The organism is Bacteroides stercorirosoris (assembly GCF_900142015.1).
GTDB classification, from domain to species: domain Bacteria; phylum Bacteroidota; class Bacteroidia; order Bacteroidales; family Bacteroidaceae; genus Bacteroides; species Bacteroides stercorirosoris.
Genome location: NZ_FQZN01000001.1, coordinates 244,225 through 269,787 on the forward strand (window position 1 = coordinate 244,225; position 25,563 = coordinate 269,787).

16 protein-coding genes are annotated in these 25,563 nt (G+C 45.6%); 14 read left to right on the forward strand and 2 right to left on the reverse strand.

The window, feature by feature from the left end:
- Positions 1–16 precede the first annotated feature (16 nt).
- Both BUC01_RS00820 and BUC01_RS00825 read left to right on the forward strand, forming a co-directional pair.
- Positions 17–1,570 carry a glycoside hydrolase family 43 protein gene (locus tag BUC01_RS00820; protein ID WP_007660862.1) on the forward strand — a complete coding sequence of 518 codons (1,554 nt, stop codon included), beginning with the start codon at positions 17–19 and terminating at the stop codon, positions 1,568–1,570.
- Between the two features lie 6 nt (positions 1,571–1,576).
- Positions 1,577–2,707: an aldose epimerase family protein gene (locus tag BUC01_RS00825; protein ID WP_021966982.1), complete on the forward strand. Its 1,131-nt coding sequence runs from the start codon at positions 1,577–1,579 to the stop codon at positions 2,705–2,707.
- 119 nt (positions 2,708–2,826) lie between these two features.
- Here the strand turns inward: BUC01_RS00825 and BUC01_RS00830 are convergent, their stop codons facing one another.
- Positions 2,827–3,684, reverse strand: a complete 858-nt coding sequence (locus tag BUC01_RS00830; protein ID WP_021966983.1) for a helix-turn-helix domain-containing protein — start codon at positions 3,682–3,684, stop codon at positions 2,827–2,829.
- A gap of 219 nt (positions 3,685–3,903) precedes the next feature.
- Between BUC01_RS00830 and BUC01_RS00835 the strand changes: the two genes are divergently transcribed.
- From BUC01_RS00835 to BUC01_RS00875, 9 genes are all read left to right on the forward strand, one after another.
- The gene (locus BUC01_RS00835; protein WP_007660866.1) at positions 3,904–5,544 is read left to right on the forward strand and encodes an alpha-L-fucosidase; all 1,641 of its coding nucleotides are present in this window, start codon (positions 3,904–3,906) and stop codon (positions 5,542–5,544) included.
- Positions 5,545–5,636: 92 nt separating this feature from the next.
- Positions 5,637–8,714: a SusC/RagA family TonB-linked outer membrane protein gene (locus BUC01_RS00840; protein WP_073312435.1), complete on the forward strand. Its 3,078-nt coding sequence runs from the start codon at positions 5,637–5,639 to the stop codon at positions 8,712–8,714.
- 24 nt (positions 8,715–8,738) lie between these two features.
- Complete coding sequence (locus tag BUC01_RS00845; RefSeq protein ID WP_025830527.1) at positions 8,739–10,424, forward strand: RagB/SusD family nutrient uptake outer membrane protein; 1,686 nt, start codon at positions 8,739–8,741, stop codon at positions 10,422–10,424.
- A 101-nt stretch (positions 10,425–10,525) separates the two neighbouring features.
- Complete coding sequence (locus BUC01_RS00850) at positions 10,526–10,909, forward strand: L-rhamnose mutarotase (RefSeq protein WP_007660871.1); 384 nt, start codon at positions 10,526–10,528, stop codon at positions 10,907–10,909.
- A gap of 73 nt (positions 10,910–10,982) precedes the next feature.
- Complete coding sequence (locus BUC01_RS00855) at positions 10,983–12,371, forward strand: family 43 glycosylhydrolase (protein WP_025830526.1); 1,389 nt, start codon at positions 10,983–10,985, stop codon at positions 12,369–12,371.
- Positions 12,372–12,383: 12 nt separating this feature from the next.
- Positions 12,384–13,964, forward strand: coding sequence for a glycoside hydrolase family 43 protein (locus tag BUC01_RS00860; protein ID WP_025830525.1), 1,581 nt, complete (start codon positions 12,384–12,386; stop codon positions 13,962–13,964).
- Between the two features lie 104 nt (positions 13,965–14,068).
- Positions 14,069–16,885, forward strand: coding sequence for a TonB-dependent receptor (locus BUC01_RS00865; RefSeq protein ID WP_073312499.1), 2,817 nt, complete (start codon positions 14,069–14,071; stop codon positions 16,883–16,885).
- 19 nt (positions 16,886–16,904) lie between these two features.
- The gene (locus tag BUC01_RS00870; RefSeq protein WP_034523877.1) at positions 16,905–17,837 is read left to right on the forward strand and encodes a metallophosphoesterase; all 933 of its coding nucleotides are present in this window, start codon (positions 16,905–16,907) and stop codon (positions 17,835–17,837) included.
- 96 nt (positions 17,838–17,933) lie between these two features.
- Positions 17,934–19,223, forward strand: coding sequence for a WD40-like domain containing protein (locus tag BUC01_RS00875; protein ID WP_073312437.1), 1,290 nt, complete (start codon positions 17,934–17,936; stop codon positions 19,221–19,223).
- Positions 19,224–20,159: 936 nt separating this feature from the next.
- Here BUC01_RS00875 and BUC01_RS00880 read toward each other — a convergent pair.
- Positions 20,160–21,962, reverse strand: coding sequence for a mechanosensitive ion channel family protein (locus BUC01_RS00880; protein ID WP_025830519.1), 1,803 nt, complete (start codon positions 21,960–21,962; stop codon positions 20,160–20,162).
- Positions 21,963–22,214: 252 nt separating this feature from the next.
- On the opposite strand from BUC01_RS00880, the gene BUC01_RS00885 reads away from it, so the two are divergent.
- The 3 genes from BUC01_RS00885 (at position 22,215) to BUC01_RS00895 (ending at position 25,557) form a co-directional block, all read left to right on the forward strand.
- Complete coding sequence (locus tag BUC01_RS00885; RefSeq protein WP_073312438.1) at positions 22,215–23,174, forward strand: calcium/sodium antiporter; 960 nt, start codon at positions 22,215–22,217, stop codon at positions 23,172–23,174.
- A gap of 89 nt (positions 23,175–23,263) precedes the next feature.
- Complete coding sequence (locus BUC01_RS00890; RefSeq protein WP_025830518.1) at positions 23,264–24,343, forward strand: helix-turn-helix domain-containing protein; 1,080 nt, start codon at positions 23,264–23,266, stop codon at positions 24,341–24,343.
- A 74-nt stretch (positions 24,344–24,417) separates the two neighbouring features.
- On the forward strand, positions 24,418–25,557 hold the full coding sequence (locus BUC01_RS00895; protein WP_073312439.1) for an N-acetyltransferase: 1,140 nt from the start codon (positions 24,418–24,420) through the stop codon (positions 25,555–25,557).
- Positions 25,558–25,563: the final 6 nt, after the last annotated feature.

Sequence of the window (25,563 nt, forward strand, 5' to 3'; positions counted from 1 at the left end):
AAATCAACAAACAATAATGAACAAAGCATCTTTATGGATAAGTTGCCTTGTGCTGTTTCTCCTTGCCGGCTGTACGAATGCCGGCAAGCAGGCAGCTGAGGAAGAAACAACTTTCACCAATCCGGTCATCTATGCTGATGTACCGGATGTTGACGTTATACGCGTAGGTAGTGATTACTATATGATTAGCACTACCGCACACATGTCACCCGGAGCGCCTATCATGCACTCCAAAGACATGGTTAACTGGAAAATCATCAGCTATGTGTTTGATGAACTCAAAGAGAGCCCATACAATGATCTGGAAGGCGGTAATATCTACAGCCGCGGACAATGGGCTGCTTCCTTACGCTATCACGACGGGCTTTTCTATGTATTCTTCGGTACAGGAAACAAATCCTACATTTATACGGCAAAAGATCCGGCAGGAAAATGGGAACAGAAGCTTGTGATTGATGAGTATCTGCACGATGCTTCCATGTTGTTCGACGATGATGGACGCATTTATCTGGCTTATGGTGCACGCCATATCCGTATCATTGAATTCAATAAGGATTTGTCTGGAATCAATCCTAACGGCTTACAGGTAGAAGTTATCCCCGGTGAGCCACAAGGGTTACTGGAAGGCACTCACTTCTATAAATTCAATGGTAAATATTACCTCACTCTGATCTGGTGGCCGGAAGGCGGCATACGCACACAACTCTGCTTCCGTTCCGATAAAGTGTCCGGACCTTATGAGATGAAAACCATTCTTTCGGATGATCTCGGATATGCCAATCACGGTGTAGCACAAGGATGCTTCATCGATACAGAAGCAGGCGAATGGTATGCTATGTTGTTTCAGGACCACGAAGCCGTAGGCCGTGTACCTGTGCTGATGCCTTGCCGTTGGGAAAATGGTTGGCCCATGCTGGGGGACGAAAATGGCAAAGTGCCTCCGGTAATGAAAGTACCCGTACAAGGATATGATGAAAAGACGGAACTGGTAGTCAGCGACAACTTCGACGAAGCTCCCAAGCTGGGACTGACCTGGCAATGGAATCATAATCCGGATAATTTGCTATGGACTCTCACCGAACGCCCGGGCTATCTGAGACTGAAAACCGGAAAAGTAGTAAAGAACCTCTTCGAAGCCCGCAACACACTGACGCAACGCACTGAAGGTCCCAAATGTAGTGGTGTCGTTTCCTTAGACCTCACCTTCATGAACGATGGTGACTATGCAGGATTGGCAGCATTCTGTTCTGAACCGGGAATCCTCTCTGTCGTGAAAGAGTATGGAAAAAAGTATCTGGTGATGACCGACCGCAATGTAGAAAAAGCACGGCGCGAACTGAATCAGGATATCGTCTTCCTGAAAATGGAGTGTGATTTTACCACTGACTATGCCCAATTCTCCTATAGCCTGGATGACACTAACTGGACTCCGATAGGCGACAAATTCCACATGATATTCAGTATGGCGCACTTCACTGGTAATAAATTCGCTATATTCAATTATGCCACAAAGGCTGCCGGTGGATACGTGGATGTTGATTTCTTCCGTTACGAAAAGCAATCTAATTAATAGAATATGAATAAACTGATGATTTTGGTATGTGCCATCCTAGTGGTTGGATGTACCGCAACAACAAAAGAAGAACTGACTGAATCCGGATTGAAGCGAAGCGATTTCCAGACAGAAGTCGATGGTGAAAAGACAGACCTGTTTGTGTTGAAGAACAAAAACAACATGGAAGTTTGCATCACTAATTTCGGAGGCCGTATTGTATCGGTCATGGTTCCCGATAAAGATGGTAACATGAAGGATGTGGTTCTGGGATTCGACTCTATACAGGACTATATCAAATATCCGTCCGACTTCGGAGCAAGCATTGGACGATATGCCAACCGCATCAACCAAGGGCGCTTCACACTGGATGGTGTGGAGTACCAGTTGCCACAAAATAACTATGGTCATTGTCTGCATGGTGGACCGAAAGGTTTCCAGTACCGTGTATACAAAGGAGTACAAAAGAACGATCAGGAGGTACAACTGACTTATCTGGCAAAGGACGGAGAAGAAGGATTTCCCGGTAACCTGCAGTGTACGGTTACTATGAAGTTGACGGATGATAACGCCATCGATATTCAATATGAAGCCGAAACGGATAAGCCGACTATTGTCAATATGACCAATCATTCTTACTTCAATCTGGATGGTGATCCCACAACTGATAACTCTGCCTATCTGTTAACGTTGAATGCCGATAACTACACCCCGATAGACAGCACTTTCATGACAACAGGCGAGATTGCAACGGTAGAAGGAACTCCCATGGATTTCAGAAAGCCTACAGCAATCGGTGCAAATATCAATCAGGAGTTTGAACAGCTGAAGAGTGGAAACGGAATAGACCATAACTGGGTACTGAACACTCAAGGGGATGTAACTAAAGTATGCGCTACTCTTGAATCACCCAAAACCGGTATAGTTCTGGATGTTTATACCAATGAACCTGGCATACAGGTATATTGTGGAAACTTCCTAGATGGTACTCTGACGGGGAAGAAAGGCATTGTTTATAACTTCCGTGCAGCAGTTTGCCTGGAGACGGATAAATATCCCGATACGCCTAATAAACCGGAATGGCCGTCGGCAGTGTTAAGACCGGGAGAAAAGTACCAAAGCCAATGCATCTATAAATTCTCGGTACATAAGTAATACAAAGAGAATCTGGTCTCTATTATCCTGATATAAAAGAAGAATCTGCTTTCCCTGTGTATGAAAAAGAAGCAGATTCTTCTTTTTGTTTCGTAGAAGAGAGTGTATGGTGAACCGGATTAATGGTAGGAGTTCCGATACTCCTGCGGAGTAAGTCCTGTTGTCTTTTTAAAGAGCCGATTAAAATAAGAATAGTCATCAAAAGAAAGGGAAAAAGCCACGTTCTTTACAGACATCTCATCTGTTACCAGGATGAGTTGTGCTTTTTCTATTTTCTTCTGATTGATATATTTTGAAGGAGTCACACCAGTCTCTTTTTTGAATAAACGGATAAAATGATCTTTTGACAAACATGAGTTCTCAGACAGAGTTGTCAGGTCTATAGCCTCATAGATATGTTTGCGTATATAAAGAATAGCTTTCTCTATTCGATCGTCTTTCGTCTCTACTTTAACTTGCGCACGCTTTAAGAAATGTGCCAGTAACTGATATACAATACCACGTGATTCAACCTTATCACATAACGCACGCTGCTTGTTCTTCAGAAGATTCTCCATCAACGTTGAGTTATTATCATAAGTCGAAGGGTCCGACTTAGGCAAACTCATGTGAGGGTTTATTGCACATAGACGCTGAAATAGAGCCAAATCTAAATCACCGGCAGGTATCTCTACCGGAAATTCCCACTCATCTAATAAATTGGAATCTGACTGATGCTCTTCATAAATGTGCAGGTAGTAATGGCAAAAATAGGAATTGCATATATAACTATGTATAGTAAAAGCTGGAATAAAATACAGATAGTTTGGTTTTAAAATTTGTACGCTCCCCGATAACTGTATTTGGGCAGTCCCTTCCGTTATATAATATAAGCGCGTAAACGGACTATTTACATTCTTCCAGTTCCAATCTGCATTATGCACAGCTAAACCGACATTCAACACAAGAGGGTGTAACTTATCAACCAATGAAACCATAGTATATAGTATTTAGTAACTCGATAAAGGTAGGTGAATTTCTTTATCATTCAAAACGATTATCGATATTCTCAATATAAAAATCGTTTTTATCCTATCATATCAGATATATCCTATTTATATAATCGATATTTTCCAATACAAACACTTTTTAATCCTATTATAACTATTAATTAATCCATATCTTTGCAATGTACAATAGAAACAAAATTAATACCTATGAGAACCAGAATTTTATTAGCCTCTTTAGTTCTTTCAATAGGAACCTTATCTGCCCAGAACTATCAGGTTCCGGTTTCAGAAAAGAACGAACCTATGATGAAAGGTAAATTCCAACCTACATGGGAGTCTTTGGAGAATTACCAAGTTCCCGAATGGTTTAGGAACGCAAAATTCGGAATATGGGCGCATTGGGGACCTCAGTGTGTAGAAGGCTCGGGCGACTGGATGGCACGCTCCATGTATATGGAAGGAACATCAGAATATAAGCATCATGTAGAGCACTACGGTCATCCTTCTGAAGTGGGATTCAAAGACATCATCCCTTTATTTAAAGCAGAAAAATGGAATCCGGATGAACTGGTTGCATTCTATAAGAAAATAGGAGCGCAGTATTTCTTTGCTTTAGGTAACCATCACGATAACTTTGACCTTTGGGATAGTAAATATCAACCATGGAATTCAAAGAACATGGGTCCGAAACGTGATATCTTGGCAGAATGGGAAAAAGCGGCACGCAAATACGAGCTTCCATTTGGTATCAGTTTCCATGCTGACCATGCCTGGACCTGGTATGAACCCTCCCAACGTTATGACAGACACGGACCTAAAGCCGGTGTCCCTTACGATGGCACTTTAACAAAAGCGGATGGTAAAGGCAAATGGTGGGAAGGATACGACCCTCAGGATTTATATGCACAAAATCATCCGATGAGTAAAGGTAGCTGGGCGGATGGCATGATTCATAGCCAATGGGCTTGGGGAAACGGGGCATGTTTGCCTACTCAGGAATACTGCACAAACTTCTATGACCGTACCGTAGATGCCATCAACCGCTATAATCCCGATCTGATTTATTTTGATGTGACTGTAGCTCCATTCTATCCAATCAGTGATGCCGGACTGAAGATTGCGGCTCACTTCTATAACCACAATATGGCGACCCACAAAGGCAAGTTGGAAGCCGTCATGTTGAGTAAGATATTGGATGAAAACCAACGCAAAGCCATCGTCTGGGATGTAGAACGCGGTGCACCCAATGAAATAATGGAGCGACCCTGGCAGTCCTGTTCATGCATTGGCGGATGGCATTACACTACATCTGTCTATGAGAATAACTGGTATAAATCAGCCTCGGATGTCGCAAAACTGTTGATTGACATCGTAAGTAAGAATGGTAATCTGCTTCTCAGTGTTCCATTGCGGGCCGACGGTACGTTTGATGAAAAAGAAGAAAAGATACTGAATGAATTCGGCGAATGGATGAATATTAATAAAGAAGCTATCTACAGCACCCGACCTTGGGAAGTGTTCGGCGAAGGTCCGATAGCCGAAGCCGATATTAAAATCAATGCACAAGGATTCAACGAAGGAGCATATAGCAAAGCTACGGCACAAGAGATCCGTTTCACCCAAACCAAGAAGGATTTATATGCCACGGTTCTGGCTTGGCCGGAAAATGGAAATGTAATCATCAAATCATTAGCTGCCGACAGCAAACTATTTCCGCAAAAGATAAGGAAGGTAGAACTGCTCGGATATGGCCCGGTACGATTCAACCGCACAGCAGAAGGGCTTTCCATTAATCTGCCGGAGAAAAAGCTCAACAACATAGCTCCCGTCTTTAAAATAAAGAAATAAAATCATAAGGAATAAGAGAGTATTTATCGGCTTTTTTTAAGTCGATAAGCTCTCGCTATACCTTAAAAATAACCCAATAATCAATTAAAATTATGAGAAACAGATTAACGTATGGACTTATGCAACCAATGAGATTCATAATGATCCTATTGGTTTGTCATCTTAGCAACGCTACTTGGGCACAAGTGCAAAGCAATGTGAAAGGCTTAGTTACCGATTCTTCTGGCGAACCCCTGATTGGGGTAAGCATATTGGTTAAAAGTACCAATAATGGAACTGTCAGCGATCTGGATGGTAAATTTACCGTAACAGCTAAAACCGGAGATATTCTCCATATCAGTTATGTAGGTTATATTTCTCAGGAGATAAAGGCAGAAGAGAATAAGCAGCTTCGCATCATTATGGAAGAAGATACGAAGAAGCTGGAAGAAGTTGTAATCGTAGGTTATGGTACACAAAAGAAGGTGAATCTGACAGGATCTGTATCTTCCATATCGGCCGAAGACTTAGCCAGCAAACCTGTGATGAGTACTGCACAAGCATTGGCAGGTTTAGCACCGGGACTGAGTGTTTTACAAACTTCCGGTCGTCCGGGAACAGGAGCAACGGTCAAAATACGTGGTACAGGTACCTTCTCCAATGCCGGAACAGATCCGTTAGTATTGATTGACGGTTTATCCGGGAATATAGACGATATAGACCCCAACGACATTCAGAGTATTTCTTTCCTGAAAGATGCCGCCTCAGCCTCTATTTACGGTAACCGTGCCGCTAATGGTGTCATCCTGGTTGAAACCAAAAAGGGAGTACAAGGAAAGACCACCATCACATACAGCAATTCTTTTGGTTGGCAACGTCCCACAGAGTTACCGGATTTCCTACCATCATGGGAGTATGCAGAATACTACAATATGGCTATGCACAATATGGATAAGCAAGATGCCTACCTTCCTGAAGAGATACAGAAATTCAAAGACGGCTCAGACCCCGATAATTATCCTAATGTAAATCATCTGAAATGGTTATTGGAGTCAGGTTCCGGTTTCCAACATCAGCATAATATCAGCATACAAGGCGGTAATGCTACAACCAACTACAACTTATCTATAGGATACCGCAACCAGGAAGGTATGACGGCAAATACTTCTAACGAACGTATGACAGCATTATTCACGATGAAAAGTGAAATAGCCAAAGGACTTACCCTCAACCTGAATATCAATGCCTATAATAATAAATACAATGCTCCCAATGGAGAGCCTCAAAGTATTGATGGGATGATAGGATATGCCGTGCGCCAGGGTCCTATCTATGCAGGCCAGAAGTCTGACGGCAGTTTTGGGTATCAGGACAATTACAGCCCGGAGGCATGGCTGGCAAGTGAATCTTTCGTGCAAAACATCAATAGAAATATCAGTGCTTCCGGTCAGTTGAAATGGGACACTCCCATTGAGGGACTCTCTTTCATCGGAAAAGCAGGGGTTAATTACTGGACTAAGTATGATAAAGCTTATCGTGCGGATACTTATTTTGACGAAAGCAAGACTGTGGGACCGGCTTCTTTGAATGTCTGGACAGCCAACAATACATACACTACTTTCGAAGCATTGGCTACTTATGAAAAGCGGATAAAAGATCATAGTTTTAAGTTACTGGCAGGTACATCTGTAGAGCAATCAGCCAATAGAGGGTTAGAAGGTTACAGAAATACATTCCCCAATAACTATCTGTATGAATTAGGTTCAGGTGACAAAGCAACAGCTACGAATAACAGTTCACTGGAAGAATACGCATTATTATCTTTCTTCGGACGTATCAATTACTCACTGAAAGACCGTTATCTGTTGGAAGCCAATTTGCGATATGATGGTTCTTCCCGTTTTGCAGACGGACATCGTTGGGGAATCTTCCCATCTGTATCTGCCGGATGGAGAATCTCAGAAGAAGACTTCTGGAAAAACAGTTCCGTTTCTAATATATTCGATAATCTGAAGGTTCGTGCTTCCTACGGTGTATTGGGAAATCAAAACATCGGTGTCTATCCGTATCAACAAACTTACAGCCTTGGACAAGATTATCCCTTTGGCAATCCTGCCGCCCTGCAACCCGGTGCTGCCGCAGGAACTTATAATAATCCGGAAATAACCTGGGAGAAGACAGCTATCACGGATATCGGTTTGGATTTCAGTCTGTTTAACGGACGCTTTACCGGTACTTTGGATTACTTCTATAAATATACCTCAGACATTCTGGCACCGGTAGAAGTATCCAGCATAATGGGACGCGGGGTTGGACAGTCAAACATTGGTGCTGTATCCAATAAGGGTATCGAGGTGAATCTTACTTATAACGGACAAATCGGACGTAACTTCCGCTTTAGCATCTCCCCTAACTTTACCTGGGTAAAGAATGCCGTAGAGAAACTGGCAAATGGTGCTACTGAAGAAATCAATAATAACCGTATTGTGGGACAACCTATCGGAATAATTTATGGTTACGAGACAGATGGTTTATTCGTAGACCAGGCTGAAATAGATGCAGCCCCTGAACAATTGGTTGGTAAATCAAGCCTAAAACCAGGCTATGTGAAATACAAAGACATCAGCGGTCCTGACGGAGTGCCTGATGGCAAAGTGGATGCACAATATGACCGCACCGTATTAGGAAGCACCACCCCTAAATTCTATTATGGTCTGAATCTGTCAGCATCTTACAAAGGACTCGATTTCTCCGCTTTACTGCAAGGTTTGGGAGGACACAAACGCCTCATCGGTTCTTATATGGCTTATGCATTTTACAATGGGGGACAAATCCAGAGATGGCAGGCAGATAATTGCTGGACAGAAGCAAATCCCAATAAATGGGCAGAATATCCACGTTTGGAAACTCTGAATATGAATAATACAAACCTTCAGACCTCTGATTACTGGGTACGTAATGCCAGTTTCCTGCGTGTGAAGAATATGCAAATAGGATATACCTTCCCAAAAACATGGACAAAGAAAATAGGAATGGAAAATGTACGTGTCTATGTGAGCGGGCAGAATCTGTTCTCTTTCAACAGTTTCTATAAAGGTTGGGACCCGGAAAATGAAATTGCTACAGGAGATGGTCCATCCTATTATCCTATCAATAGCATCTATTCATTTGGATTTAATATCAAGTTCTAAGTTAACGATTCAATCAAGAACAATATGAAAAATATATATCATACATTAGAAATAACAAAAGCCTGTTTAGTTACTTTGGCTTTATCATTGGTAACAGTAAGTTGTTCAGACTTATTAGATAAAGAACCTCCTTCATCTATTTCTGATGGTAGCTTTTGGACAGGTGAAGGAGATGCTATGCTGGCATTGACCGGGTGCTATCGTTTCCAGACCGGCTGGTCGCATGATGATTTTGCCACCCCACAAGGATTGCTCTATCTGGATTTTGCCGGAGGAAATGGTACGGAAAAAGAAAACTTTTCCACATTGATGGCAAGTTCCAACACAGTTGCCACCAATGGTAATCTGCGTTGGTATTGGGGAAACGCCTATACCCAGATAGCCAAATACAATGTCTTCCTAGAAAATATAACGGACTGTCCTATGGATGGAGATAAAAAAGAAATCTGGTCAGCCGAAGTGAAATGCCTGCGTGCCTATTTCTTATTCAATCTTGCATTTTATTATAAAGATGTACCGATGCCATTGAAAACATTGTCAGTAGAAGAAGCTAACACCATCTCACAAACTCCACAAGCGGACGTCTATGCTCAGGTGGAAACTGATTTGAAAGCAGCCATCAATCTATTGCCAACCAAATACTCGTCGGAAGAATATGGACGTTTCACGAAAGGAGCAGCACAAGTATTGTTAAGCCGTCTCTATCTGGCACAAGAGAAATGGTCGGAAGCCGCTGCTGTTTTGCGTAGCGTCATTGATTCCGGAACATATGAACTAGATCGCCGTTATGGTGAAGATAGTTATGAAAAGCTATTCCAGATAGGCGGAGAATATAGTCCTGAAACAATATTCTGCATCATGGGAGTAAAGGACTTATATACAAATTCACGTTATCAATATTTGTATCCTGAGGCTGCTTACGGTGGTTGGCACCAATTTGCCCCTTATAATGAACTGGTCAAAGAGTACTTTTGTACAGACGGTAAGGATATAAAAACATCTGAAGTATATGATGAAAATGACCCCTATGCAAATCGTGATTTACGTTTATATGCGTCCGTCTTCTTGCCGCCATTGGGAAGTTATCCCGGAAGTACATATAACGACATAACCTACGATTGTTTCAAAGGTGCCAACACTTCAGATTACTATAACAAGTTTGCCCTGTTTAATGGTTATTGCCCCAAGAAAGGATGTGATCCTTCCATAATCAACAATTTGGGAGCTACTCCCACTTATACGCCGATAATGCGTTATGCAGAAGTCTTGTTAAGCTATCTGGAAGCTTTGAACGAAGCTCAGCCAAGTGCCGTAGACCAAGACATTCTCGACCTTACAATAAACGACATTCGTGACCGTGTAAAATTAACAAAGCTTGAAAAAGCCAATATGTCTCAGGAACTAATCCGTGAAGCTGTCCGCAAAGAAAGGCGGGTTGAACTGGCTTTTGAAGGCCTGCGTTATTATGATGTACTGCGTTGGGGCATTGCCGAAAAAGAGTTGAACCATACATTCACAGGCGTTAAACTATCAGACGATCCCAAAGCCCGGAATTATCGGGGAAGCGGAACTGCAGCTTCTCCGGTTGATGAAGACATGTATTATCAGTTTGAAAAGCGCACCTGGTCACCTCATAACCGTTATTTCCCAATACCACAGAATGATCTGAATGTCAATAAGAACCTCAAACAGAATACAGGATACAATTAGTTTTTATTTAATGGACAAGTAATTAATAGGTATGGTTAAGTATCCGGAACTTTGTCTCCGGATACTTATATTATTATATAGTTTTTTAATGCAATAAGATTATGACAAATAAAGGATATCAAGTAAAGGAATACCATTGCCCGGTAAAAAGATATTGCCAGACTATGGATTTAAAAGACAATCCAAAACTAATTAAGGAGTACATCAGGTGCCACAGCAAACCTGAAGCCTGGCCGGAAATAAGAGCCGGCATTCGTTCAGTAGGTATTTTAGAGATGGAAATCTATATATTAGGTTCCCGGTTATTCATGATTATAGAAACACCGCTTGACTTCGATTGGGAAACAGCTATGGACAAGCTTTCTCATTTACCCAGACAAGCAGAATGGGAAGAGTATGTATCCAAATTTCAGGAGTGTGTACCTACAAGCACCTCTGCAGAGAAATGGAAACTGATGGAGCGAATGTTTCATCTATATGAATAGTAAGAATTCTGATAGAAAAGCTTTACTTTGCTTTTTCTTAAAGTAGGTGTAACCTTAAAACGATTATAATATTATGAAGAAAAGTCTTTTTACCAGTTTAATGTTAGGGATTCTGATTTCAGAGCCAATAACAGCGCAGACAGGAGCAGACAATCCTTTCGGTAACGCTTTGATACCTGATATGATTGCAGATGCAAGCATTCAGGAAATAAACGGAACGTTCTATTGCTACGCTACCACTGACGGATATGGCCGGGGATTGAAAACTTCGGGACCGCCTGTGGTATGGAAATCAAAGGACTTTGTTCATTGGAGCTTTGACGGTACTTATTTCCCTTCTGCCGCGAAAGAAAAGTACTGGGCACCCAGTAAGGCTGTCGCTGCCAATGGTAAATACTACATTTATCCGACAATAAACGGATATATGTATCCCGCAGTAGCGGATAGTCCGGATGGTCCTTTCAGGCTGGCCCGTGGAAAAGATGAGTTTCATAAACCTTTCACGACTTCCACCTTATTACAAACAGAAGATCCCGGAGGCATTGATGCTGAGGTGTTTATTGATGACGACGGTCAGGCTTATGTGTTCTGGGGACGCAGGCATGTGGCTAAACTTAATAAAGACATGATAACGGTGGATTCGGACATCCAAATGATCTCCACTCCCCGCAAAGAATATTCCGAAGGACCCATTTTCTTTAAAAGAAAAGGAATATACTATTATTTATACACCATTGGAGGAGACGAAAAGTATCAGTATGCTTATGTGATGAGCAAAGTTTCTCCAATGGGGCCGTTTGAATTTCCTAAGCAGGACATAGTTTCCACGACTGATTATAAAAAGGGAGTTTTCGGCCCGGGACATGGTTGTGTATTCAGTCCGGAAGGAACGGATGATTATTATTTCGCTTATCTGGAGTTTGGACGGCGTAGTACAAACCGGCAAACTTATGTAAACCGATTGGAGTTTAATGATGACGGCACCATCCGGCCTGTCGAACTTACTCTGGATGGAGTGGGCGCCTTGCGGAAGGTAAAGCGGGAGAAGAAAATAAAGGTAGACACCATTTATGCGTCCAGTATAGCAGAGCCTTTACACATCAAACCGATGAAGGATACTTTGTGCCGCCGAACAGAATATTTCGTTCCCGCTTTTGCAGCAGATGGGGCCAATGGCTCGCGGTGGATGGCGGCTGACAGGGATAATGAAAGCTGGATTGTTGCAGATTTGGGAACAACCAGGAAGGTGCGCCGCAGTGAAGTCTACTTTGTGCGTCCCACAGCCGGACATGCCTATCTGCTTGAAGGTTCGAACGATGGAAAGGTATGGGAAGCTTGTGGAGGACATGAAGATATAAGAATACAGTCGCCGCATACGGATGCACCAGGCAAGAAATACCGGTATCTCAGGATAAAGATATCAGAGGGCGTAAAAGGAATTTGGGAATGGAATATTTACTAATAAGAAGTTATTATGAAACACCTATTAGCACTAATCTTTTGCGTATATTTTAGCGGCTACCTGATGGGGCAGCAACAAACCGAATGGGGAAACTGGAAAAACTGGGGCGACCAGGAAGACGGTACCTACCTGAACCCCATCATTCCGTCAGATTATAGCGATATTGATTGTATCCGAGTTGGTGAAGACTATTACGCGATATCCTCCACCTTCCAGTTCTCTCCGGGAATGACGCTGCTACATTCCAAAGACCTGGTGAACTGGGAAATATGCAGCAATATTATAGATGACCTGACCCAAATAAGTGAATCCCTGAACTGGACCCGCATGGACCGCTATGGCCGTGGCGTGTGGGCCGGAACCCTCCGCCATCATAACGGGCGTTTCTACTTATTCTTCGGTACACCCGACGAAGGGTACTTCATGACCTCTGCCGCTCACCCCGAAGGTCCGTGGGAACCACTGACACCGCTTCTTGCCGAAGCAGGCTGGGACGATTGTACTGCAATGTGGGATGACAACGGGAAAGCCTACTTTGTCGGCACCCATTTTGCCGACGGATATAAGACCTATCTCTTTAAGATGGCTGAAGATGGGAAAAGCATCGACCGGAAATCTGCGGTACTCATCAATTCGGGCAGTGGCAGGGAAGCCAGTAAATTGATTAAGGTGAACGGCTGGTATTATCTGATTTTCAGTGAGCATAAGCCGGGAGTGGGCCGTTACGTCATGGCAAAGCGTTCCAGGAAGTTGACAGGGCCCTATAAAGAGGAGAGACAATTGGCACTGCCCGGTTGTGAAGCCATGGAACCGAACCAGGGAGGCATCATCTTGGGAAAAGATAATAACTGGTATTTCCTGACCCACCACGGCACGGGAGACTGGAGCGGGCGAATTGTCAGTCTGCTACCTGTTGCGTGGGTAGATGGCTGGCCCATACTGGGTGAAGTGCTGCCCCAGAACATCGGTGCAATGAAATGGAGTGGAAAGATGCCTTTCAAATATACTGAGAAACTATCTATCAAGCGTAGTGATGATTTCGACGATGAACGGCTTGCCCCGCAGTGGCAGTGGAACTATCAGCCGAGGAAGGAATACTTTTCACTCACCGAACGTCCGGGCTGGTTACGCCTGAAAGCTTACCGACCTTTAGAGACCGATAAACTGCTGAAAGCCGGCAATATACTTACGCAGAGGACTTTCAGAAAGCAAGATAATGAGGTCGTGATAAAGATGGATATTTCCAATATGAAAGACGGGCAAAAGAACGGGCTTTGCCACTTCTCCTCACAACATTCGGCCATTGGCATAGTAAAAGAAGAGGGTACCTGCTATCTGGAATATAGAAAGAATGATGACATAACGAGAGGAATACCCATCCGGTCGCAATATGTATGGCTTAGGACGCAGTGGGGGTTAGATGGTAAATCCCACTATTATTATAGTCTGGACGGGGATAACTTCCTGCCGTTTGGAGAACCTTATCAATTGGTATGGGGAAATTACAGGGGTGACCGCGTAGGCATTTATTGTTTTAATGATAAGGGAGAGGCCGGTTTCGTAGATGTGGATTATTTCCATTACCGATTGTAACCGGAATGTATCATATTTGTTACTGATTCTTAAATTTGCCGCAAAACGTATGAAACGCCACGTCTCTACTTTTGCGGCAAATTAATCAACGAATGACAACAGGTATGAAACACATTGTTAAAGTATTCACGCTCTTATTCTTATTTCTAACAGTCGGCAGCACGGCAAAAGCCGACGAGAAAGTAAACGTAGTGAAACAGGGCACCGTACGCGGCCGCATCATTGATGCCACAAAACAAACCCTTCCGGGTGCCTCCATCTACATCGAGAAACTGCATGCCGGAGTGACGAGCGACGTCAATGGCTTCTACACTTTCCCCAATCTGGAACCGGGGACGTATACCGTAAAAGTAAGTTATGTGGGCTATTCACCCGTAGAACTGAAAATAACCATTCCCGAAGGACGCACTTTAGAAAAAGACGTAGTGATGAATGAAGGAGTGGAACTACAGGAAGTAGTGGTAGGCGGCGCCTTTCAGGGACAACGCCGCGCCGTCAATTCGCAGAAGAACAGCCTCGGCATCAAGAATGTAGTGTCTGCCGACCAGGTAGGCAAGTTCCCCGACTCCAACATAGGTGATGCACTGAAACGCATCTCGGGTATCAACGTACAGTACGACCAGGGTGAAGCCCGCTTCGGACAAGTACGCGGCACCTCTGCCGACATGAGTTCCGTCACTATCAACGGCAACCGCGTTCCTTCTGCCGAAGGTGATACGCGCAACGTGCAACTGGACCTCATCCCGGCAGATATGATACAGACCATCGAAGTGAACAAAGTAGTCACCCCAGATATGGATGCCGACGCCATCGGTGGTTCCATCAATCTGATTACGAAGAACTCTCCTTATAAACGCTTCATCAGTGCCACCGCCGGAACAGGCTACAACTGGATTAGCGACAAAGCACAACTGAACCTGGGTTTCACCTATGGTGACCGCTTCTTCAACGACAAACTGGGACTCATTCTTTCCGCTTCCTATCAGAACTCCCCCTCCGGCTCGGATGACATCGAATTTGTATGGGACAAGGACGTAGAAACCGGAGAACTTTGCATCACCGACTATCAGGTGCGCCAATACTACGTCACCCGCGAACGCCAAAGCTACTCCGCCGCACTGGACTGGAACATCAACGAAAACCACAAGCTGACTTTCAAAGGCATCTTCAACAACCGCAACGACTGGGAAAACCGTTACCGCCTCAACGTGAAAGGTATCAATCTGGAAGAAGACGACAATGGCAACGAATATTGTTCCATCAACAACAAAGGCGCCGTGCGCGTGCAGACCAAAGGCGGCACACCCGACAACCGCAACGCCCGTCTGGAACGTCAGCGCACGATGGACTTCACCCTCGGCGGCGAGCACCTCTTCGGCAAACTGGATACAAAGTGGAGCGTCAACTACGCCAAAGCCAGCGAAGAACGTCCCAATGAACGCTACATCGACTATCAACTGAAGAAACAGAAGTTCACAATGGATTTGAGCGATGAGCGCAAGCCGTTGCTTACTCCGCAGGAAGGTTCGGCTATGTATCTGAACGACGATTTCAGCCTGAAAGAGGTGACGGAGCAACAGGAAGATATTCAAGAGAAGGACTTCAAGTTCAAGCTCGATTTCAGCTTGCCGCTCACAAAAGGAAAGTTCGGCAATCATCTGCGCTTCGGAACCAAGGTGGTGCATAAGACTAAAGATAAAGAGATTGATTTCTACGAATACACCCCGCTGGATGAAGACGGTTTCGACAAAGCCAGTCTGGCGGCTGCCGTAGACCAGAACCGGGACGGATACATGCCGGGCAAGCAATATAAAGCCGGTAGCTTCATAAGCAAGGAGTATCTGGGAGAACTTGACTTGAACAATGCAAGTCTGTTTGAAAAGAACCAGGTGCAGGAAGAGCTTGCCACCAACTTCAACGCCAAAGAAACCGTTGCGGCAGGTTATCTGCGTTTCGACCAGAAACTGGGTGAGAAGTGGGACTTGATGCTGGGCCTGCGTCTGGAGAATACACATGTGAAATATTCGGGTAGCCAGTATGATGCGGACGAAGACAAGACCACCCGCACAGCCTACGAGTCGGACAGTTATCTGAATGTGCTTCCTTCCGTTCTTGTGAAGTATGATGTAAACGATGACTTCAAGGTGCGTGCCTCGTTCACCAATACAATTGCACGACCTAAGTATGCGGCCTTGGCACCGAATATTACGATTAAGCGTAGCGACAACTCCATCTCTTTGGGTAATCCGGGCCTGAAACCCACCATTTCTTATAACTTCGACCTGAGCGGTGAGTATTACTTCAAGAGCATCGGTCTTGTCAGTGCCGGTGTCTTCTACAAGAAAATCAATGATTTCATCGTAGACCAGACTATGCGCAACTACAATTACAACGGAACCACGTATACCAAGTTCAGCCAGCCGCGCAACTCGGGCAACGCCGACCTGCTGGGTGTGGAGGTAGCTTATCAGCGCGACTTCAGTTTCATAGCCCCGGCCTTGAAATGCATCGGCTTCTACGGAACATACACTTACTCTTACTCCCGCGTGGATAACTTCAACTTCGAGGGACGTGAGAATGAAAGCGGTCTGCGCCTGCCGGGTTCTCCGGAGCACACGGCCAATGCTTCGCTCTTCTTTGAGAAATCCGGCGTGAGCCTCCGCCTTTCTTACAACTATGCATCGGCATTTATCGACGAGATGGGAGCGGATAAGTTCTACGACCGCTATTACGACGCAGTGAATTATATGGATGCCAACGCCAGCTATACTTTCGGAAAGAAACTGAAAACAACGTTCTATGCCGAAGCCACCAATTTGCTGAACCAGCCCTTGCGATACTATCAAGGAACGAAGGAGCGGACGATGCAGAGCGAACATTACGGAGTGAAAGTGAATGCAGGTGTGAAAATCAACTTCTAACAATCAAATCAATATAATAATGAAAAAAGTATTCTTTCTCCTTTTAGTTGTCCTCCTCAGCAACTGGGCAACCGCACAGATAACGGATTATTCCATCTTCGACAAGAAATTCAACTTCTACGTCGCCAACGACCTCGGCCGCAATGGCTATTACGACCAGAAGCCCATAGCCGAACTGATGGGAACCATAGCCGAAGAAGTCGGTCCCGAATTCGTAGTCGCCACCGGAGACATCCACCATTTTGAAGGCGTACGCAGCGTGAACGACCCTCTGTGGATGACCAACTACGAGCTCATCTACTCCCACCCGGAACTGATGATAGACTGGTTTCCCGTACTTGGCAACCACGAATACCGCGGCAACACGCAAGCCGTAATGGACTACACCAACGTCAGCCGCCGCTGGACCATGCCCGCCCGCTACTATACCAAAGCATTCGAAGACGACGGCATCACCCTCCGCATCGTCTGGGTGGACACCGCCCCCATGATGGACAAATACCGCAACGACTCCGCCACCTATCCCGACGCCCGCAAGCAGGACTTACAGCAACAACTCGCCTGGATAGACTCCGTACTGACCGCCGCAAAAGAAGACTGGGTCATCGTTGCCGGACACCACCCCATCTACGCCGAAACTCCGAAGGACGACAGCGAACGCCTGGATATGCAAGCCCGCCTCGACCCGATACTCCGCAAGCATAAAGTAGATATGTACGTCTGCGGACATATCCACAACTTCCAGCACATCCGCAAGGCGGGAAGCAATATTGATTACATCGTCAACTCCTCCGGCTCCCTCTCCCGCAAAGTGAAACCCACGGAAGGAACAGTGTTTTGCAGTCCGGAACCGGGTTTCTCCATCATTTCGGCAGACAAGAAGGAACTGACGTTGCGGATGATTGACAAGAAAGGGAATGTGCTGCATACCGTGACACGCACCTCACGGTAATTCCTTTTTTACTATCCGACGCAAAATACACAGTGAAGAGAAGAGAGTATATCGCTAAAAATAATACCTTTGTATCGTTCAAACATAAAAAACGCTATGAAGAAGATATACCTCTTCCTGTTATTCGGCCTGCTGCTTGCGGCCTGTGCAAAAGATGACGACAAACAGCCCATCTTAGTAACCGACATCGTAATGCCTGCCGCAGGCACCGTATTCAATCCCGGAGATAAAGTAACCATCAAAGCGCAAGGCTTCCAGCTTGATGACGATGTCATGTTCGAAATCTATTGGCCGCTTCCCGACGAGCCCGCACTCAACTATCAGGGACATGCCCGTGGCGTATTGCCCGTCATGTTGGAACAGACTGCCACAAGCATCACCTTCCTGGCACCCGGGCACTATCCCGCTTCAACTACCAAAATACTTCTGCGCCGCGCCGGCGACATAATGACGCTTGGCGAAATCGCAGTCTCCAACGGCCAGGCGCCCGAAGAGTTCCAACTCTACGGCATCACCAACTCCCATTCCGACACGGGCTATAAAAACTGCATCCAACACGTAGACCTCGCCAAAGCGAACCCAACGGACATCGTGGAACTGGCAGAAGACCAGAAAGACTTCTCCTGCGTAGTGAACGCCCCCGAAAGCCAACGTCTCTGCGGAATACAAACGAAGGACGGAATCCGCAAGGTATACTGTTACGACCTCTCCATGCGCTACTGGCAGGATACGGGACTTGAAAACATATTAACCCTTTGCAACAATACCGATGGCTCCATAACAGCCGTGAGGCAGATATCTCCCAATGAAGTGGTGTTCGCATCCGTCACAACCTCGGGTTACACCCGAAGCCAGATGCCCCCCATGGCTCACCGCTACGAACTACCTGCAACCATAAAGCCCGAAGCCTTGACACGCTACCCCGGCGTACAGAGCGGCGCCAGTCAGCTATTGCTCTCAGCCGATAACGGCAACAACAGCTTTGCGCCCGTCGTACTAGATTTACAAAGTAGCAAAGTACATGTCGGCGAGCAGATACAGGCCACCGCACTCATTCCCTTCTGGACAATAACCGATAAAAAAGATAACGGAACCACCAAGTACGTGCGCACCGGAGGATACGTCATAGTGAAAACCGACGGTCAGACCGAACTGCGCCTGTGGGACCAGACTACGTTGACCCTGAAAGAACCATTTGCCACATTCCCCAACCCGGCACGTTCCATAACCATGCTCGCTGAAGATACAGAGACACTGAAGCTCTACGTATTGTTCGACACTAACCGGGGCGGCAGGCTGATTTATGCATACGATTTAGTAAGTAAAGACTGGCAATCGGTTCCCGGCAGCGGCTATCCCTATTCGGAGATTGTGATGGCACGGTAAAGCAAGAAGAGACATCCCTTCTTTACTGAAAAATGATGTCTCTATTGTCGGCTTTCTTCTTGATATGCCTTTCGGATCGACATTTGCAACCTTTGCCGGACTACTGAAGTATGGCATCTTGTTGATGCTTACGATTAGTGCTTTTTGATCATATTTCCAAGCCATTCATATATAAGAGTTTGCAGTTTCCCACCGGCAGGGAACTGCCGTTCCCGCCCCAAGGAACAACCGTTCCAATTAAGAGAAACAGTCGTTCCAATTAAGAGAGACTCTTGTTCCCATTAAGAGAAACTGCCGTTCCCATTAAGGGGAACGACAGTTCCCACGGTAGGGAACGGGAAGCCGCATGGTGATTTATCTTGCCCGGAAGGCTACACTATTTGCTCAAAAGGGTGTAGTTATCCGCCCAAAAAGGTGTAGCTATCTGCTCTAAAGGGTGTAGTCTTGTGATATGAAAGGGCGTTTTCCGGTAAAATGAAGGTGAGAATCTTCCTTTGAGAGCTGTTTTATCCGCCATTTACAAGGTTCTTCTCTATTCTTTCGCAGGAGCTGTTTGATACGAGTCACCCTTTTTACGAAACAATTTGATTGGTTCTATCAGTACAACGCATACAAATAAGTCCAGAACCAAGTCAATAGCTTTCTTTCCAAACATTTGCGATATCATTTCCTTGCATTCTTTCCTACTATCATCGGGACGGTCGGCAGATTTTCAATTCAGACCGTTCGCCCCGTCTTTCCACATGAAACGAGCAATGACAATAATATTCATAATAAAGCAATAAGATTAACGGACTTAAGTGCATACTTATAGAACAATGATTTCATTTAAATATATTGCAACTACTCAGACTGCCTGTCATCGAAAGAGTACTTATTGTACCGGATTCGGTACAATTAAAAGTAGAGGCTCGTAAACTGAGTTCGATAAGAAAATTACTTCTTCCCTCGCAAATCATCCTTCGGTATCGTCGTCTCACTACCGTCGCGCGTAGCGATATAGTGCGGCGACATAATCTCGATGCCCTCTTCGTTGAAGCGGTCCTGTATATTCTGATGCAGGTCGGAGTAAACCTGTGCCAACTGGTTGGCATCCTTTATATAAGCATTCACCTGATAGACCGGATAATAATCCTGTAGAGACGTTTCCAGTACAAACGGGCGCGGGTCGTCCACTACACCGGGGGTATTCAACGCGGCCTCAATCAGAAGTTGATGTGTTTTCCGCCAGGGTACATCGTATCCTATGCTGACCTCCGAATGGATAATCAACCCGTAATCGCGTGCCGACTGACTGAAATTCACCGTATGCGAAGACATGATGAAAGAGTTCGGGATGGTCACGACTTCATTCTTCGGTGTACGGATGCGCGTCACCAACGGAGTCTTCTCTATTACATTTCCCGTAGTGTCATTCAGCTTGATGCGGTCGCCCAACTTGAACGGACGCATATACGTAATCACCAGTCCCGCTATGATATTCCCGATCACCGTACTCGAACCCAGCGAAACAATCAAGCCGACAAAGACCGATATCCCCTGGAAAACGCCCGACTTGGAACCCGGCAGATAGGGATAAATCATTGCAATCATAAACGCATAAAGCAGGAAGCGCACAATGTGGAACGTCGGCATAGCCCAATCGGCATAGAAACCGCCTATCTTCAACCGCTCCGACTGTATCTCACTGGCAAGATAGCGCACCAGCCTCACCAGATACTTCACGGCAAGCCATATCACAAAGATGGTGAACAGATTGGGAATATATTCCACTATGCCCAGGAAGATACTTTTTATAGGGTCCCATATATACGAGAACAACTTATAGGCAAGGTCTTTGGTCTGAGGAAATATGGAGAAAAGCAGCGGCACCGTCAGCACCAATTGAAGCAGCATCACCGCATATCGCAACAGGTTTGCCAGGAAAACAAGCAGATTCACCTGCTTCTGTGTATCCAGCAATTCATAGTCCTGAATGGAGATAGGCTTCAGTTTGGTATCTTTCAACCGCTGAATACGGACTTTCAGCTTATTGAACAGCCAGATGGTGAGTTTAAACAGCAGATACTGGCCGACAATGACAAGAATAAAATAGAGAATACGTTTGCCAAGCTGCCACAGACTATGCTCGTCTTTCATCACTTTGAGCTTATCCACTACCACCTTCCGCTTGGCAACGGCCAGTTCATCGCGCGTGCAGCCTTCCCACAATCCGTCCTGGTCGGTGAATGAAGTCAGCACCTTATTTCCATACATCAGGTCGGTAACAATATCGCTGCGATCTATATACACCGAATCCGGTCGTAGGTTGAACTGCTTGCCCAGTTCCGTAATGGCCGCCGCGTTCATCTTGGCACGCTGCTGGGGAGTGTGCCCGCCACGCTTGACAAACAGGTAATACAGCGTATCACCTTCCACCACCACGGGAACACCCGGAGTCACTCTCCGGAGTGAGTCGATGCGCTGGCGTTGCTGTGCCAGCTTAAGGGAATCCGCCGCATCATACTTCAGCTTCATCTGCTCGATCTCCATCCTGAGATTGGCTTCACTCAGCCGCGCAGCTTCCAGTTCCTGCCGTATCTTCAGCTTATACACCGAATCGGTATCTGATTTGAGAGGTGCAACCGCCCCTAACGTATCTTCATTAAAAATATCCCTTACCTTCTCCACCAACTGGGCAGATACCCCACACACGGGCAGAAGCAACAGACAGATGCATATTGCGCTAATTCTTTTCATAAATACTCAATAATACTCAATTAAAATCAGTTTGCACTATCATAACTGTAGTATCCGTCATCCTGAACGTAGCCGAAGGAGCTACTCTCCCGGCACAAGGCTGCGTTATACAAGTAGGAGAAGATATCCTTCGGCTACGCTCAGGATGACAGCTACTCCGGACCTTAAGTTTAATTAAAGCGCCAAACATACGGAATGTTTTTCACTTTTCATGAAAGGAATTAATTATATTTGCACACAAATCAGAAATTTATGGATATTCTCTTTCTTATCGGAGGTCTCCTCCTCATCCTTTTAGGTGCCAATGGGCTGACAGACGGCGCGGCATCCATTGCCAAACGTTTTCATATTCCGTCCATCGTCATCGGACTTACCATCGTTGCTTTCGGAACCTCCGCCCCGGAACTGACGGTCAGTGTATCTTCCGCCCTGAAAGGAAGTGCGGACATCGCCATAGGCAACGTAGTGGGCAGCAATATATTCAACACGCTGATGATTGTGGGTTGCACGGCACTCTTTGCTCCTATCGTCATCTCTCAAAACACATTGCGCAAGGAGATTCCCCTCTGCATCCTATCTTCCATCGTACTGCTGATTTGTGCCAATGATGTGCTGCTGGACCACAGCCCGGAAAACATACTCAGCACCACGGACGGACTACTCTTGCTCTGTTTCTTCATCATCTTCCTCGGATATACATTCGCCATCGCCTTTCAGGGAAAGAAGGAAGGGGAAGCGGAAGAGGAAATCAAGCAGCTTCCCATGTGGCGCTCCATACTATATATAATAGGTGGACTGGGTGCGCTGATTGCCGGCGGCAGTTTCTTTGTGGACGGTGCCAGCGGCATTGCCCGCAGCCTGGGAGTCAGTGAATCGGTCATCGGGCTGACGCTTGTGGCAGGTGGTACGTCTCTGCCCGAACTTGCCACTTCCATCGTAGCCGCCCTGAAGAAGAATCCGGAGATTGCCATCGGAAACGTAATCGGAAGCAATCTTTTCAATATATTCTTCGTGCTGGGTTGCAGCGCTTCCATCACACCGCTACATCTGACGGGTATCACCAACCTGGATTTACTGGTGCTGGTGGGTTCGAGCATCCTGCTGTGGATATTCGGCCTGTTCTTCGCCAAACGGACTATTACGCGCATTGAAGGCAGCATATTAATACTTTGTTACATAGCTTACACCGCCGTATTAATTTACAACGTCTGAAATATAAGTCAGAGCAACAGCAAGGTTAATCCGTATTTCTTTTGAAAATTCTCTCATTTTCCTATATTTGCATTTTTAAATAAAAAGGAATGGAAGGATTTAATGTATCGTACTTTATGAACGGAGCGGCATTCATGTTCTTCGGATATGCCAGTTTCCGTTTGCTTGCCAATAAACCACGCTCCCGCATACAGAGTATTTTAGGGATGACCCTTGCTTTCTGGGCATTGCTGGAGTTCAAAGATATACTGCTTTACTTCCCTTCGCTGAAAACCGAACGGTTAGTCAATTCCCTGCTGTTTGTTGACGGTTGGGCAGTTGCCGCCTGCTCGTTCTATCTGCTGGAACTGATAGCCCCACGATGGCTCAACTGGAGAAGAGTTGCGGTTCTTTTCAGTCCCTACATTGCGTTTACCATCGTCTATCTGTGCACTTTTTATTCACCTGTCTTCCCGTTCTATTTCGGCTTCATCCTGGTTTACAGCCTTGTCATTGTGCTGATAGTCACTTTCGGAGCCCGGCGCTACCAACGTTATATACGCAACAACTACTCTTATTCGGAACATATTGACGTTGCCTGGCTGAAAAAAGCCACGCTCATTCTTGCCATCTGTCTGATGACGTGGATATACACCAGCATGCACATCACGGGGTGGGGAGATGCCATCTATTATCTTTCGTCCATAGTTCTGTGGTTTGTCATCATCTATTATTCGGCTTACCAGATCACCGTCCCCATGCCGAACAACCTGAGCGGTAACCTGCTTGCCACAGCCCCCCAAGAAGAAAACGAAAATGACTGCTACACAGAGCAGGATAACGGTTTCAGTCACGCCTTTAAAGAAGAATTGCAGAAGGTGATGGAAGAACAGCAACTCTATCTGAATCCCAAGCTGACCATCGGAGATGTAGCCAACGCCATCGGCACCAACCGGACTTACCTGTCCTCTTACTTCAACCACCAGTTGAACACCACTTTCTATGACTATATCAACAACCTGCGCATCGAAAAAGCAAGCAAGAAACTACTGTCCGTCTACCCCTATACCATGAACATCGATGAGATAGCCGAATGTTCCGGATTTAATTCCACTTCCACCTTCCGCCGTGCTTTCCTCAAGAATACGGGCATGACGCCTTTACAGTATCGCAAAAGCATACAGGAATGAATTAGTTTTTATCCTTGCCACGTGGTATTTTAAAGATTATCATGTATCTTTGCCACCTCATTAGACATAAAATTATGGCAATAACAATCAAAAAAGTTTCCACAACTAAAGAGTTGAAACGGTTCATCCGCTTCAATTACCGGCTATACAAAGGCAACCCTTACTCCGTCCCCGACCTTTACGACGATATGCTCAACACGTTCAGCAAGAAGAAGAATGCGGCATTCGAATTCTGCGAGGCAGAGTATTTCTTGGCTTACAAGGACAACCAGATAGTAGGACGCGTAGCCGCCATCATCAACCACAAAGCCAACCAGACTTGGGAAAAGAAGAATGTTCGCTTCGGCTGGATTGACTTTATCGATGACCCGGAAGTTGCCGACACCCTTATCCGCACCGTGGAAGAATGGGGAAAAGAGCGTGGAATGACTCACATACAAGGCCCGCTGGGCTTCACCGACTTCGATGCCGAGGGTATGCTTATCGAAGGTTACGACCAGCTCAGCACCATGGCAACCATCTACAACTATCCTTACTATCCGCAGCACATGGAGCGCATGGGCTTCGAAAAGGATGCCGACTGGGTGGAATTCAAAATCTATATTCCGGATGCCATACCGGACAAGCACAAGCGCATCTCCGACCTTATCCAACGAAAATATAACCTCAAGATAAAGAAATATACATCAGCCAAGAAGATTGCCCGCGAATACGGACAGGCCATCTTTGAACTGATGAACGAAGCGTATAAACCCCTGTTCGGCTATTCGGCCCTGTCGCAACGGCAGATTGACCAATACGTGAAGATGTACCTCCCCATCGTGGACCTCCGCATGGTGACACTTATCACGGATGCCGACGACCAACTGATTGCCGTAGGTATTTCCATGCCATCCCTGTCCGAAGCTTTACAGAAAGCCCACGGACGGTTATTGCCTTTCGGATGGTATTATCTGCTGAAAGCACTGTTCATGAAACGGCGTGCCAAGATGTTGGATTTATTGCTCGTAGCCGTGAAGCCGGAGTACCAGAACAAAGGTGTTAACGCATTGTTATTTTCCGATTTAATTCCGGTTTATCAAAAATTAGGTTTTATATTTGCAGAGAGCAATCCTGAGCTGGAAATGAATGGCAAGGTACAAGCGCAATGGGAGTACTTCAAGACCGAACAGCATAAACGGCGCAGGGCGTTCATTAAGGAGATTAATCATTAGTGATTA